At 71.1% G+C, this 13,187-nt stretch carries 14 protein-coding genes and 1 tRNA gene; 7 read left to right on the forward strand and 8 right to left on the reverse strand.

What is annotated here, in order from left to right:
• Positions 1-21: 21 nt before the first annotated feature.
• Complete coding sequence (locus tag ACVW2K_RS01625) at positions 22-723, reverse strand: sigma-70 family RNA polymerase sigma factor (protein ID WP_457201288.1); 702 nt, start codon at positions 721-723, stop codon at positions 22-24.
• 354 nt (positions 724-1,077) lie between these two features.
• Here ACVW2K_RS01625 and ACVW2K_RS01630 point away from each other — a divergent pair, with 354 nt between their 5' ends.
• The 5 genes from ACVW2K_RS01630 (at position 1,078) to ACVW2K_RS01650 (ending at position 4,913) form a co-directional block, all read left to right on the forward strand.
• Positions 1,078-1,746: a mismatch-specific DNA-glycosylase gene (locus ACVW2K_RS01630; RefSeq protein WP_081790594.1), complete on the forward strand. Its 669-nt coding sequence runs from the start codon at positions 1,078-1,080 to the stop codon at positions 1,744-1,746.
• Positions 1,743-2,453: an SDR family NAD(P)-dependent oxidoreductase gene (locus ACVW2K_RS01635; protein WP_457201289.1), complete on the forward strand. Its 711-nt coding sequence runs from the start codon at positions 1,743-1,745 to the stop codon at positions 2,451-2,453. Before ACVW2K_RS01630 ends, ACVW2K_RS01635 begins: the two co-directional genes overlap by 4 nt.
• Positions 2,454-2,557: 104 nt before the next feature.
• Entirely contained in the window at positions 2,558-3,745 is a 1,188-nt protein-coding gene (locus ACVW2K_RS01640; RefSeq protein ID WP_457201290.1) for a CE1758 family FMN-dependent luciferase-like monooxygenase, read from the forward strand.
• Positions 3,745-4,215 carry a MarR family winged helix-turn-helix transcriptional regulator gene (locus tag ACVW2K_RS01645; protein WP_036571339.1) on the forward strand — a complete coding sequence of 157 codons (471 nt, stop codon included), beginning with the start codon at positions 3,745-3,747 and terminating at the stop codon, positions 4,213-4,215. The genes ACVW2K_RS01640 and ACVW2K_RS01645 overlap by 1 nt, the downstream gene beginning before the upstream one ends.
• A complete protein-coding gene (locus tag ACVW2K_RS01650; RefSeq protein ID WP_457201291.1) occupies positions 4,212-4,913 on the forward strand; it encodes a CE1759 family FMN reductase in 702 nt (233 codons plus the stop codon). The genes ACVW2K_RS01645 and ACVW2K_RS01650 overlap by 4 nt, the downstream gene beginning before the upstream one ends.
• 110 nt (positions 4,914-5,023) lie before the next feature.
• Here the strand turns inward: ACVW2K_RS01650 and ACVW2K_RS01655 are convergent.
• A tRNA-Thr gene (locus tag ACVW2K_RS01655) sits at positions 5,024-5,099 on the reverse strand.
• Between the two features lie 109 nt (positions 5,100-5,208).
• Positions 5,209-5,391, reverse strand: coding sequence for a hypothetical protein (locus ACVW2K_RS01660; RefSeq protein ID WP_028638714.1), 183 nt, complete (start codon positions 5,389-5,391; stop codon positions 5,209-5,211).
• Positions 5,392-5,493: 102 nt separating this feature from the next.
• Between ACVW2K_RS01660 and ACVW2K_RS01665 the strand changes: the two genes are divergently transcribed.
• Both ACVW2K_RS01665 and ACVW2K_RS01670 read left to right on the forward strand, forming a co-directional pair.
• A complete protein-coding gene (locus ACVW2K_RS01665; RefSeq protein WP_457201292.1) occupies positions 5,494-6,453 on the forward strand; it encodes a LysR family transcriptional regulator in 960 nt (319 codons plus the stop codon).
• A complete protein-coding gene (locus ACVW2K_RS01670) occupies positions 6,450-6,845 on the forward strand; it encodes a limonene-1,2-epoxide hydrolase family protein (protein ID WP_457201293.1) in 396 nt (131 codons plus the stop codon). Before ACVW2K_RS01665 ends, ACVW2K_RS01670 begins: the two co-directional genes overlap by 4 nt.
• A 12-nt stretch (positions 6,846-6,857) precedes the next feature.
• Here ACVW2K_RS01670 and ACVW2K_RS01675 read toward each other — a convergent pair whose 3' ends face one another.
• The 5 genes from ACVW2K_RS01675 to topA form a co-directional block, all read right to left on the reverse strand.
• A complete protein-coding gene (locus tag ACVW2K_RS01675) occupies positions 6,858-8,399 on the reverse strand; it encodes an alpha/beta hydrolase (protein WP_457201294.1) in 1,542 nt (513 codons plus the stop codon).
• The gene (locus ACVW2K_RS01680; RefSeq protein ID WP_457201295.1) at positions 8,396-9,550 is read right to left on the reverse strand and encodes a DNA polymerase III subunit delta'; all 1,155 of its coding nucleotides are present in this window, start codon (positions 9,548-9,550) and stop codon (positions 8,396-8,398) included. Before ACVW2K_RS01680 ends, ACVW2K_RS01675 begins: the two co-directional genes overlap by 4 nt.
• A complete protein-coding gene (tmk, locus tag ACVW2K_RS01685; RefSeq protein WP_028638709.1) occupies positions 9,547-10,200 on the reverse strand; it encodes a dTMP kinase in 654 nt (217 codons plus the stop codon). Before tmk ends, ACVW2K_RS01680 begins: the two co-directional genes overlap by 4 nt.
• 58 nt (positions 10,201-10,258) lie before the next feature.
• Positions 10,259-10,387, reverse strand: a complete 129-nt coding sequence (locus tag ACVW2K_RS01690) for a hypothetical protein (protein WP_269320362.1) — start codon at positions 10,385-10,387, stop codon at positions 10,259-10,261.
• Between the two features lie 67 nt (positions 10,388-10,454).
• Positions 10,455-13,139 carry a type I DNA topoisomerase gene (gene topA / locus ACVW2K_RS01695; RefSeq protein ID WP_457201296.1) on the reverse strand — a complete coding sequence of 895 codons (2,685 nt, stop codon included), beginning with the start codon at positions 13,137-13,139 and terminating at the stop codon, positions 10,455-10,457.
• Between the last annotated feature and the right edge of the window lie 48 nt (positions 13,140-13,187).

Consider the following 13,187-nt stretch of genomic DNA (forward strand, 5'->3'; position numbering starts at 1 on the left):
TCCCTGGCGCGCGAGGACCCCTCACGCCACGCCCTTCAGGCGGTCCCGCAGGTCGCCCAGGCATCGGTTCAGGAGTCGCGACACATGGAACTGGGAGATGCCGAGCGTGGCGGCGATCTCGTCCTGGGTCCGGTCCTCGACGAACCGCAGCCGCAGGATCTGGCGGGCCCGTGGTGACAGCTCGCGCAGGTGCGGGAGGAGCAGCAGGCGCGCGTCGGCACATTCCCACGTGCGGTCGTCGTCGTCGCGGATCAGCGCGCCGACCGGGATCAGGTCCCCGGTGGCGGGCGCATCGAGGCTTCGTGGGCGGAAACAGGTCTCGACGCTGATACCGGAGACCGTGTGCTGCTCTCGCTGCCCCTCGTCGCGCACGTGTGCGGTCTGAACGGGTCGCGGTGGCCGGATCATCCACGCCGAGTCCCGGAAGTAGTGCTTGACCGCACCAGTGATCGACGGGACGGCGTACGCCAGGAAGTCGGTGCCACGTGTCGGGTCGTACCCGCGGGCTGCCAGGACCAGGGCAAGGTACGCGACCTGCTCGACATCCGACCCGAAGTTCGAGCGTCGAGCGTACCGACGCGCGATGGAGCGGGCGATCGTCAGGTTGTTGAGCACCAGCTCGTCGGCCAATGCTCGTCGCTCCGCGGCAGGAGCGGCTGCCAGTCGGCCGACGATCTCGGTGTTGCGGACCCGGATCTCCGGGTCCGAGTAGCTACGGTTCACCTGAATCCCTCCTTACGTGAGCGTCGGTCCAGGAGGGTGGTGATCGCGCCCGGGTAAGTCACTGGTCGCACCCGGGCCCGGCCACTGGTCGCCCCGGACCCGGCAGGTGACTTCCGGGTCCCCGGTCGTCGTCATCACCGCGCGCCTGGTTGGGGTGGTGGGTCAGAACCGCTCGGGGACCTCGGCGGGTCCGCGGCCGAGTCGTGCCGCCGGCCGAGGCAGTCGGCGCGGACGCCGCGACTGCCGGGGGGCGCCACCGTGATGGCCAGTACCGGCCCGCGAAGGCGCGCGGTCGACCGGCACGTGGAGACCAGCGCCCGACACGCTCGTGGCGGGCGATCGTAGAGTGCACGGATGCGCTTCACCCGCGCCGAGCTCGCCGCGTTCCGGGGTCACACGCTGCCCGACCTGTACGGGTCGGACACTCGCGTGCTGTTCGTCGGTATCAATCCCGGCCTTCGCTCGGTAGCGGTCCAGGCGCACTTCGGCGGCGGAAGCAACCGCTTCTTCCCGGCGCTCCATCGCGCGGGGATCGTCGACCGGCGGATCGACGCCTCCGAGGGTTTGCTGGCGCAGGACCGCGCGCGACTGCTCGAGCGGGGCGTCGGCATCACCTCCATCGTCCCCGCAGCGTCGGCCCGTGCCGACGAGCTCACCGCGGCGGAGCTCGTCGCGGGAGCGGTGGCGCTCGCCGAACGGATCGAACGCATCGCGCCGGCCACGGTCGCGGTCCTCGGCATCACCGCCTACCGGACCGCGTTCGGCAATCCGGACGCGCGCCCGGGACTGCAGCGCGACCGGCTCGGCGACGTCCCGGTCTGGGTGGTCCCGAACCCGAGCGGCCTGAACCGGCACGCGAGCCTGGACGACCTCGCGCGCGCCTACGGCGAGGTAGCCGTAGCCGGCGGCATCGTGCTCTTCCCGACGCCCCCTCCCCCGACTGTGGCTGCACCGGACGCAGCGAAGGGCGGCGTCGCAGCGGGCCGGACCGCCGGGTCGACCGGACGCAGGGAGTGTCCATGAACGCCCCTCGGGTGGCCGCCATCACCGGCGCCTCTCACGGCATCGGTGCGGCGCTGGTCGATGCCTACCTCGACCTCGGCTACGCCGTGGTCGCGAACTCCCGCTCCATCGCCCCGCAGTCGACGGCCACCCTGGAGACCGTGGCCGGCGACGTCGGCGACCCCGCTCTCGCGCGCGACGTCGTGGACGCGGCGATGGGGCGGTTCGGGCGGCTCGACACGCTGGTGAACAACGCCGGCATCTTCATCGCCGGGCCCTTCGAGGACATCACCGACGAGGACTACCGGACGGTGATGCGGACCAACGTCGACGGGTTCTTCCACCTGACCCGGGCCGCAGTCGTCCAGATGCTGGCGCAGGAAGCAGGCGGTCACGTCGTCAACCTGACCAGCACCCTCGTGGAGAGCGCCTCGTCTGCGGTGCCGTCGGCGCTGACCGCGTTGAGCAAGGGCGGCATCGCGGCGGCCACCAGGTCCCTCGCGATCGAGTACGCCGGACACGGCATCCGGGTGAACGCGGTCTCGCTCGGCGTCATCGAGACCTCGACGTTCTCCGCCGAGACCCATCAGCTCCTCGACCGGCAGCACCCGATCGGCACGACCGGTCGGATCACCGACGTCACGCGGGGCGTCGTCTACCTCGAGCAGTCCCCCTTCGTGACCGGGGAGATCCTCCACATCGACGGCGGCCAGAGCGCCGGCCACTGACGCGGCGCAACGCCGTCGCGCCAGCGCCCGGAATAGATGCGCAGTCATGTTGTTCAACTGCATGCACAGTCAAGCATCTTGCTGACGCGCGGGAGGAGCACATCATGCAGTTCGGCATCTTCAGCGTGGGCGACATCGCCCCGGAGCCGGGCACCGGCTACACCCAGAGCGAGGCCGAGCGGATCCGCAACATCGTCGCGGTCGCCCAGCGCGCCGACGAGGTCGGCCTGGACGTCTTCGCGCTCGGCGAGCACCACAACCCGCCGTTCGTACCGTCCTCGCCCACCACGCTTCTCGCCTACATCGCGGCCCTGACCCAGCGGATCATGCTGAGCACGTCGGTCACGCTGATGACCACCAACGACCCGGTCAAGGTGGCCGAGGACTACGCGATGCTGCAGCACGTCGCGCAGGGCCGGCTCGACCTGATGGTCGGGCGCGGGAACACCGTGCCGGTCTACCCGTGGTTCGGCAAGGACATCCGGCAGGGCGTCGCGCTGGCGCTGGAGAACTACAACCTGCTGCACCGGCTGTGGCGCGAGGACGTCGTCGACTGGGAGGGCCGGTTCCGGACTCCGCTGCAGGGCTTCACCTCGACGCCGCGGCCGCTGGACGACGTGCCCCCGTTCGTCTGGCACGGGTCGATCCGGACCCCGGAGATCGCCGAGCAGGCTGCGTTCTACGGCAACGGCTTCTTCGCCAACCACGTGCTGGCACCGCACTTCCACTTCAAGCCTCTGGTCGACCTGTACCGGCGCCGGTTCGAGCACTACGGTCACGGAACCGCCGCGCAGGCGATCGTCGGGCTCGGCGGGATGTCCTTCATCGCGAAGAACTCCCAGGACGCGGTGCGCCAGTTCAAGCCCTACTTCGAGAACTACCCGGTCTTCCGCGGCTCCCGCCTCGAGGACCACATGGCCGCCACACCGCTCACGGTGGGCAGCCCGCAGCAGGTCATCGACAAGGTGATGACGTTCCAGGAGGGCTTCGGCGACTACCAGCGGCAGCTGTTCGCGGTCGACGGACTCTCGCTCCCGGTCGCCGTCGCCTTGGAGCAGGTCGAGCTGCTCGGCACCGAGGTGGTCCCGGTGCTGCGACGGGAGCTGGCGGCCCGACGCGCCCCCGACGTCCCCGAGGCCCCCACGCACGCGTCCCTCGTGAGCGCCAAGTACGGCGACGCCCAGCCGCGGCAGCCGCGCCCGAACCCGAACCGGGGCGACAACCTGTCCGGCACCTCGCCGTACCAGGACAGCGACGCGGGCGTCGAGGCCCGGTTCCCGGAGGTCGTGTGATGGACGCTCGACAGATCCGGCTCGCCAACCAGGCCTGGGAGGCGATGTTCCGCGCCCAGTCGACCCTCGCGCTCGAGTTCGAGCGGGAGGGCGACTGGGGCGACCTCCTCCCGCGCGAGTACGGCGTCCTCTACGCGCTGGCCAGCGCCCGGAACGGCCTGCGCATGACGGAGCTCTGCGACGACGTCCTGCTGACCCAGGCAGGCATCTCCCGGCTGGTCGCCCGGCTGGAGCGCCGCGGCCTGGTCGAGCGCAGCAACGACCCCCACGACGCCCGCGCCTACCGCATCCGGCTCACGGCCGCCGGCACCGAGACACAGCGCCGGCTGGGACGAGCACACGCTCGCCAGGTCACCGAAGCGATGACCCGGGCACTGGACGCCGACCAGCTCGCCACCCTGCTGGAGCTCAGCACCGCGCTGCTGGCCGCGGCCGACGCCAGTCACGAACCCCAGAGGAACCGCACGTGAACGCCACCACCACCCCAGCCGCCCCGCCGAGCCCCGTCGCTGTTGTCGTGGTCAGCGCGGGCGTCAGCACCCCCTCGTCGACCAGGCTGCTGGCCGACCGGATCGCCCAGCGAGCCGTCGACACCCTCCGGGCATCCGGCACGCCTGTCACGGTGAGCGTCATCGACCTGGCCCCGATCGCGGTCGACATCGCCCGCTCCCTGGTAGCCGGATTCCCGACCGAGGCTGTCCAGGAAGCCCTCGACCTGCTCGCCACGGCAGACGCGATCGTGGCCAGCGCGCCGGTCTACAAGGCCGGGATCAGCGGTCTGTTCAAGTCCTTCGCCGACCTGATCGACAACGACCTGCTCATCGCCAAGCCCGTCGTCCTGGCTGCGACCGGGGGCTCCCCGCGACACGCAATGGTCGTCGACGAACAGCTGCGACCGCTGTTCGCCTTCCTCCGGGCCATCCCGACGCCTACGTCCGTCTACGCAGCGCCCGAGGACTGGGGCGCGAGCGACCTGGGCAATCGGATCGCTCGTGCGGCCACCGAGCTCACGCTCCTGGTCCGCAGCGACGTCGCACGGGCGATAGCCGACGAGAACTGGGCTGGTCACCAGCACCAGTTCGGCGGGAACGCGAGCCGCGCGGAACGCTCTGACGCCGATGTCGACTTCGACACCGACCTCATGCGCCTGGCCACCGGAGGCGGCTGAGCAGCAGCGTGACCTCGTCGGCAGCTGGATCCGCGCCTGCGCACGGAGCCCGCGCCTGGCGCACGAGCCCGAGCCGCTCGGTCAAGGACGACCCGGGGTCATCCACGAGTTGGAGCCGCCTGTCGGAATCGAACCGACGACCTATTCATTACGAGTGAATCGCTCTACCGACTGAGCTAAGGCGGCGCACTGCCCGGAGTCCGGAGTGGTCCGGTCCGGGCAACCCGAGGAAGTATACGGACGCCGGTCCGGTGCGCGAAAACGGCATCGGGACCGGCGTCCGGGCGGTTCTGGCTCAGGCCGCGAGCGTGACCTTCTCGGTCGACGCCTTCCTGCGGCCGGTGAGCATCGTCTGGCCGGCGCCGCACGCGCAGGTGAAGCTCACGACGATGCCGTGGTCGGTGTTGGCCACGCCGGTGATCTGGCTCGGGAAGATCAGCTGGCGCTGGGCGCAGGCGGTGCAGTGGTGGTCGAACATGGTGACCTCCCTCGAGGACAGCGGACGGGTACCCCTCCATGGTCCGTCAGTAGAAGACAAAGGGGTAGCCTTGCTTTCCTTCACAAGATCTAGGATATGCCTATGCCCTCGCCGTTGCTATCGCTGCATCAGCTCACCTGCTTCCTGGCCACCTACGAGCACGGGTCGTTGACCGCCGCCGCCGAGGAGCTGGGGTACGCCCAGCCGTCGGTGTCCGAGCAGATCCGGTCCCTGGAGAAGTCGCTCGGCGTCCAGCTCTTCCGCCGGGTGGGCCGCGGTGTCGTCCCGACGACGGTGGCCGACACGCTGCGCCCGCACGCGGAGAAGGTGCTGGCCGCGGTGCGCGAGGCCCAGGACGCCGCACGCAGCGCGAAGTCGCTGGAGACCGGCACCATCCGGTTCGGCATGTTCGGCATCGCCCGCCTGTACGCCGGGGCGGGGCTGATCGCCGACGTCCTCGCGCGCTACCCCGGGGTGCGGGTCGAGCTGATCGGCCAGAACTCCACCGAGGTCGCCGAGGAGCTGCGTCGCGGCCGGCTCGAGGCGGCGATGCTCGCCGTCTCGACGATCGCGAGCGAGGGGCTGACGATCACGCCCGTCGCCCGCGAGGAGCTCGTGTACGTGAGCGCGGACCCGGCCAACCTGACGGGGCCGGTCACGGCGAGCCGGCTGGCCCAGAGCTCGCTGGTCATGTCGGAGACCACGTTCCGCGCCACCGACTCGACCCGCCAGACCCTGCGCCAGATGCTGCACGCCACCGGTCGCAACCCGCAGACCCGGATCGAGGTCGAGGACATCGAGACCGCGGTCGAGCTGGTGGGACTGGGGTACGCCGACACGATCGTCCCGCGGGGCGCGGCCCGCCAGCTGCTGCCCCGGCTGGCCCCGAAGGCCGGCTGGGTCCCGCTCCGGCCCCGCCAGTACGACACGTTCGCGATCGTGCACCGCGCCGGGGCGACCCTGTCCCCCGCCGCCGAGCTGATGATCGAGCTCGCGACCAGGCGCATCCAGGCGATCGCCGAGCCGATCCGTCCCCGGGGCGGCGCTACGGTCGAAGCATGACCACCTCGACACCGGACCTCGTCGTACGCAGCTTCCTCGAGCACCTCGCGCGGAAGGAGACCGATGCCGCCCTCGCGCTCCTCGACGACGCGGTGGTGTGGCGCAACACCGGACTGCCGGCGTTCCAGGGCGAACGCGTGCGGACGATGCTGCGCGACATGGAGAGCCGCGGCATCGGCTTCGACGTCCGGTGGAAGCACGTCGCCGCGGACGGTGACGTGGTGCTCACCGACCGCACCGACGTGATCAGCGCCGGTCCGTGGAAGACGTCGTTCGGCGTCCGCGGGACCTTCGAGGTGCGCGACGGGAAGATCGTGCTGTGGGACGACTCGTTCAGCTGGCTGGAGCTGCTCGGCTCGGGCGTGCTCGGCCTGGCCAGGATGCTGCGCTGAGAGCGGCGAGCATCAGCAGCTGAGGCCGTCCTCCGGAACGGTGCCGTCGACCAGGTAGTCCTCGACCGCGGTGTCGACACAGGTGTTGCCGGCGTTGTAGCCGGTGTGGCCGTCGCCGTCGCGGCTCACCAGCACCGCGGAGTCCAGCTGGTCGGCGAGGTGGACGGCCCATTCGTACGGCGTGGCCGGGTCCCGGGTCGTGCCGACGACGACGATCGGCGCCGCACCCTTCGCGTCGATCCTCCGGTCGTGCTCGGTGGCCTGCACCCGGATGCCGTCGCACGTCGTCAGCCCCCAGGCGAACACGCGGCCGAACGTCGGGGATGCCTTCTCGAAGTCCGCCAGGTTGGCCGGCACCTCGCTCGCGGCGATCGCGTAGGGGTCGTCGAGGCAGTTGATCGCGTACAGCGCCTCGGTGCTGTTGTCGGTGTAGCCGTCGGCACCGCGCGAGTTGTAGAGGTCGGAGAACCGCAGCAGCAGCGTGCCGTCCCCGCTGAAGGCCTGCTGCAGCGCCTGGTCGAGGTACTGCCAGTAGTCGCGGTTGTAGAGGGGCAGCACGACGCCGTAGAACGCGTTGCCGACCTCCAGCTGGCGGTCGCCGTCGTCGGTCGGCAGCGGGCTCGCGTCGACCGAGTCGAGAAGTCCCCTGATCCTCGCCAGCCCGTCCTCGAGCGAGGCGCCGAGGAAGCAGTCGCCCCGGTCGACGCAGTCGGAGACGTACGCGCGGAGCGCGGTCTCGAAGCCGGCGGCCTGCTCGAGGCTCAGCTGCCGGGAGCTGATCGAGAGGTCGACCGCGCCGTCGAGCACCAGCCGGCCGACCCGGGCGGGGAACAGGTCGGCGTACGTCGCGCCGAGCTTGGTGCCGTACGACGCGCCGAAGTAGGCCATCCGGGACTCGCCCAGGGCAGCTCGCAGCACGTCCATGTCGCGAGCCGCCTCGACCGTGGTGACGTGGGCGGCGAGCTCGCCGGAGCGCTCCTCGCAGCCGCGGCCGAGCTCGTCGACCCAGTGCAGGTACTGCACGGTCTCGGCGTAGGTGTCCGGGTCCGGGTCCTCGGCGACGTACTGGTCGAGCTCGCCGTCGCTGAGGCAGTCGACCGGGTCGCTGCCGCCGGTGCCGCGCGGGTCGAAGCCGACGACGTCGTACACGTCGAGGATCGGCTGCCGGAAGACCGACGAGGCGTTGGCGGCGTAGTCCGTGCCGGACGCACCCGGGCCACCCGGGTTCACCACGAGCGAGCCGATCCGGTGCCCCGGGTCCGCGGCCGGCACCATCAGCAGCGCGAGGCCGATCGTGTCGCCGTCCGGGTGGTGGTAGTCCAGCGGCACGGTCAGCGTCGAGCACAAGTCCCCGTCCCGGCACTGCGACCAGGACAGCTGTTGGGTGTAGTACGGCGCGAGCGCGGCCTCCGGCGGCCGCTGCGCACCGGGCTCCGGAGCGGTGGTCGGGACCGCGGTCGCCGAGCCGCGGTCACCGACCTCCACGATCGCCGTCACCACGCCGGCGCCCAACACCAGCGCGATCACGACGAGCGCGACGACCAGCCGCCTCACCTGGTCCGGGCCTCGGGAGCGACGAGCGCCACCATCATCGACTCGAGGGCCAGCGCGGGCTGCACGTTGAACTCGAGCATCTGCTCGCGGGCCTCGAAGATCGCGGAGATCCGCCGGAGGTTGGTTTCCGGCGGCGACACCCGCGCGAGGAGCTCGACGTCCGCGCGGATCTCCTCGTTGACGAGCTGGCCGGGTGCGCCGGCGGAGACCGCGATCGCGTCCCGGTAGACCGACACGAGGTCCATCAGGCCGCGGTCGACGACGTCGAGCTGGCGGCGCTTGGCGCGCCGCTTCTGGTCCTGCTCGAGGTCACGCAGGGCGGGGGCGTACTCGCGGGGCCGGCGGCCGCGCTCGACCACGCCGTACGCCGTGTCGAGCTGGGACTTCTCGCGGGCGTCGAGCTCGATCGTGATCGCGTCGGCCTCCTCCTTGGCGACCTCGGTCAGCCGGGACGCGGCCTGCATGCAGCGACCGAGCGAGGTCAGCTGCGCGGGGATCGCCACCACCTCGCGGCGCCGGTTGCGGGTCTCGTCGTCGCGGGCCAGCGCGCGGGCACGACCGATGTGGCCCTGGCTGGCGCGCGCGGCGTACGACGCGAGCGCGCCGTCGACACCGTCGGTGCGGACCAGGAAGTCCGCGACGTCGTCGGCGGTCGGCGTGGTCAGCGAGACCAGCCGGCAGCGCGAGCGGATCGTGGGCAGCACGTCCTCGACCGTGGGCGTGCAGAGCATCCACACGGTCCGCTCCGCCGGCTCCTCGATGGCCTTCAGCAGCGCGTTGAACGCCGGCTCCGTGACGCGGTCGGCGTCCTCGACGATCACGATCTGCCAGCGCCTGCCCACCGGCGCGAGCGCGGAGCGGCGGACCAGGTCGCGCACCTCCTTGATGCCGATCGACAGGCCCTCGGTGCGGACCGTGCTGACGTCGGCGTGCGAGCCGGCGAGCACCGTGTGGCAGGCGTGGCAGGTGCCGCACCCGGGCGGGTCCTGCTCACACTGGAGCGCAGCGGCGAACGCGACCGCGGCGTTCGAGCGCCCCGACCCCGGAGGGCCGGTGAAGAGGAAGGCGTGGCTCATCCCGTGGCCCGAGGCGGCGGCCTTCAACGCCTCGATCACCTTCGGCTGGCCGACCAGCCCGTCCCAGACGGTCACCGCCTGACCGCCTGGGCCAGCAGGGGTACGACGGCCTTCCGGACCTGGGCGGTGATCTCGTCGAGGTCGGCCCGGGCGTCGAGCACGAGGTAGTGGTCGGGGTCGGCGTCCGCCATCCGCAGGAAGCTCTCCCGGACCCGCTGGTGGAACTCCAGCGACTCGCCCTCGATCCGGTCTCGCTCCTCGAAGCGGCCCAGCCCGTGCGCGGGCTCGAGGTCGAGCACCACGGTCAGGTGCGGCCGCAGGTCGTGGGTCGCCCACCGCGCGACCTGCTCGACCTCGTCGAGCGCGAGCGCCCGGCCGGTGCCCTGGTAGGCCAGCATCGAGTCGACGTACCGGTCGGTGATGACGACCTCGCCGCGGTCCAGCGCAGGCTGCACGACGGAGTCGACGTGCTCGGACTTGTCGGCGGCGTAGAGCAGCGCCTCGGTGCGGTCGGAGATCTCCCCGGTCTCGGGGCTGAGCACGATGGTCCGGAGCTTGCGCCCGACCTCGGTGTCACCGGGCTCGAAGGTCAGCAGGGCGACGTAGCCCTCCTCCTCCAGCCAGGTGGCGAGGCGCTCGGACTGGGTGGACTTGCCCGAGCCGTCGCCGCCCTCGAAGCACACGAACACGCCGGTGTCGGCGTACACCCCGGGTCCCGTGCTCACGCGGAGAACCTACGGGGCACCGCCGACGGATTCCACCGCGGGTCGGCCGGCCGCCGGCTCAGCGGACCAGGCTGGGGGCGGAGTCGCCGTTCTGCGGGTCGATCTGGTCGGTGTGGTCGCCCTCGACCTGCGCGATCACCAGGTACGCCGCGACGACCAGCACGATGATGCCGAGGACCACGAGCAACAGGAGGCGCCTACGACCCTCAGCTGAATCGACCATGCCCCGGGGTACCCATCGGCGCGGCCGGCACTCACGACTTCTTGGCGGCAGCCTTCGTGGTCTTCTTGGTGGCCTTCTTCGCGGTCTTCCGGGCCGGACTCTTCTTCGCGGTCTTCTTCGCCGCCTTCTTGGCGGGGCCCTTGGCTCGACGCTCGGCCAGCAGCTCGGCCGCGCGCTCGAGCGTGATCGCGTCGACCGAGTCGTCCTTGCGGAGGGTCGCGTTGTACTCGCCGTCGGTGACGTACTCGCCGAACCGGCCGGCCTTGACCACGACCGGTTGCTTCGAGACGGGGTCGACGCCGAGCTCCTTGAGCGGCGCGGCGGCCGCGGCGCGCCCGCGCTGCTTCGGCTGGGCGTAGATCCGCAGCGCCTCGTCGAGGCCGATGGTGAGCAGCTGGTCCTCGGACGCCAGGGAGCGGGAGTCGGTGCCCTTCTTCAGGTAGGGCCCGTAGCGGCCGTTCTGCGCGGTGATCTCCTCGCCGTCCTCGGCGGTGCCGACCACGCGGGGGAGGGAGAGCAGCTTCAGCGCGTCGTCGAGCGTGATCGTGTCGAGCGACATCGACTTGAACAGCGAGCCGGTGCGCGGCCGGGCGCTCTTGGGCGCATCCTCCGGCAGCACCTCGGTGACGTACGGCCCGAACCGGCCGTTCTTCGCCACGATCTCCAGGCCGGACTCCGGGTGCACCCCGAGCTGGATCTCCTCGCCGGCCGGGTTGGCCAGCAGCTCCTTGGCCTTGGCGACCGTGAGCTCGTCCGGCGGCAGGTCGTCGGGCACGTTGGCGCGGACGGCGTACGGCGTGCCCTCGTCGTCGGGACCCTCGAGATACGGACCGTAGCGGCCGACCCGCAGGTGGATGCCGGAGTCCGCGTCGCCGATCGGGAAGGTCGCCAGCTCACGGGCGTCGATGTCACCGAGCCCGTCGACCAGCGGCTTGAGACCGGTCACGGTGTCCGAGCCGTAGTAGAACTCGGCGAGCTCGGTGTTGCGGTCCTTGCGGCCGCCGGCGATCTCGTCGAGCACGTCCTCCATGCCCGCGGTGAACTCGTAGGACACCTGCCGCGGGAAGTGCTCCTCGAGCAGCCGGGTCACCGAGAACGCCAGCCACGCCGGCACCAGTGCGGTGCCCTTCTTGTAGACGTAGCCGCGGTTGAGGATGGTGCCGATGATGGAGGCGTACGTCGAGGGCCGGCCGATCTCCCGGTCCTCGAGCTCCTTGATCAGCGTGGCCTCGGTGTAGCGCGACGGCGGCTTGGTCTCGTGGCCGCTCGCGGTGATCGAGGCGGCGTTGACGGCGTCGCCCTCGACGAGGTTCGGCAGCCGGGTCTCGGCGTCGTCCTTCTGGGCGCCCTCGTCGGTGCCCTCGACGTACGCCTTGAGGAACCCGTGGAAGGTGATGACCCGGCCGGTCGCGGAGAACACCACGTCCTCGCCGGACGCCGCGGCGCCGCCGATCCGGATCGAGACGGACTGGCCGACCGCGTCCTTCATCTGCGAGGCGACGGTCCGCATCCAGATCAGCTCGTAGAGCCGGAACTGCTCGCCGGTGAGGCCCGTCTGCGCGGGCGTCCGGAAGCTGTCACCGGCGGGCCGGATCGCCTCGTGCGCCTCCTGCGCGTTCTTGACCTTGCTGGCGTAGACCCGCGGGGCGTCGGGGAGGTACTCGGCGCCGTACAGCTCCCGGACCTGCGCGCGGGCCGCACCGACCGCGCCGCCGGAGAGGGTGGTGGAGTCTGTACGCATGTAGGTGATGAAGCCGTTCTCGTACAGCCGCTGCGCGACCGACATCGTCACCGAGGCGCTCATGCCGAGCTTGCGGCTGGCCTCCTGCTGGAGCGTGGTGGTGCGGAACGGCGCGTACGGCGAGCGCCGGTAGGGCTTCGCCTCGACCGAGCGGACGTCGAAGGTCGTGTCCTGGAGGGCCGCCGCCAGCGCCTCCGCGCGGGCCCGGTCGAGGTGCACGACGTTCGCGTTCGCCTTGAGCACGCCGTCCTGGCCGAAGTCCGAGCCGCGCGCGACCCGCACCTCGTCGACGGAGTGCAGCTTGGCGGGGAACATCCGCTGGTCGTGCGCGGCGCCGGCGTCGAAGGTGCCCTCGAGGTCCCAGTACGACGCGAGGCGGAAGCGCATCCGCTCGCGCTCCCGGTCGACGACCAGCCGGGTGGCCACCGACTGCACACGGCCGGCGGAGAGGCCGGACATGACCTTCTTCCAGAGGACCGGGCTGACCTCGTAGCCGTAGAGGCGGTCCAGGATGCGGCGCGCCTCCTGGGCCTCGACGAGGTCCATGTCGAGCTCGCGGGGGTTCTCCGCGGCGGCGAGGATCGCGGGCTTGGTGATCTCGTGGAAGACCATCCGCTTGACCGGGATGTTCTTGGGCTTGAGCTCGTCGAGCAGGTGCCAGGCGATCGCCTCGCCCTCGCGGTCCTCATCGGTCGCGAGGTAGAGCTCGTCGGCGTCCTTGAGCAGCGACTTCAGCTTGGAGATGTGGGACTTCTTGTCCCGCGGCACCACGTAGTAGGGCTCGAAGCCGTTGTCGACGTCGACCGCCAGGCGGCCCCACGGCTTGTCCTTGATCTTCGACGGGGTGTCGGCGGCGCTGTTCGGGAGGTCGCGGATGTGGCCGATGGAGGACTCGACGACGTACCCCTGGCCGAGGTACCCGCCGATAGTGCGGGCCTTCGCCGGGGATTCGACGATCACCAACTTGTGGGCCACTGGTCCTCTGTCTCCTGGGGTGTTTTCTGACGTACGGCTGGACACGGT

This window comes from Nocardioides sp. HB32 (assembly GCF_054058995.1).

Excerpts from the sequence above, each read along its gene's own strand:
- ACVW2K_RS01660 (WP_028638714.1), bottom strand. The coding sequence starts at position 5,391 with ATGTTCGACCACCACTGCACCGCCTGCGCCCAGCGCCAGCTGATCTTC.
- ACVW2K_RS01670 (WP_457201293.1), top strand. The coding sequence starts at position 6,450 with ATGACCACCTCGACACCGGACCTCGTCGTACGCAGCTTCCTCGAGCAC.
- ACVW2K_RS01640 (WP_457201290.1), top strand. The coding sequence starts at position 2,558 with ATGCAGTTCGGCATCTTCAGCGTGGGCGACATCGCCCCGGAGCCGGGC.
- ACVW2K_RS01665 (WP_457201292.1), top strand. The coding sequence starts at position 5,494 with ATGCCCTCGCCGTTGCTATCGCTGCATCAGCTCACCTGCTTCCTGGCC.
- ACVW2K_RS01635 (WP_457201289.1), top strand. The coding sequence starts at position 1,743 with ATGAACGCCCCTCGGGTGGCCGCCATCACCGGCGCCTCTCACGGCATC.
- ACVW2K_RS01645 (WP_036571339.1), top strand. The coding sequence starts at position 3,745 with ATGGACGCTCGACAGATCCGGCTCGCCAACCAGGCCTGGGAGGCGATG.
- ACVW2K_RS01630 (WP_081790594.1), top strand. The coding sequence starts at position 1,078 with ATGCGCTTCACCCGCGCCGAGCTCGCCGCGTTCCGGGGTCACACGCTG.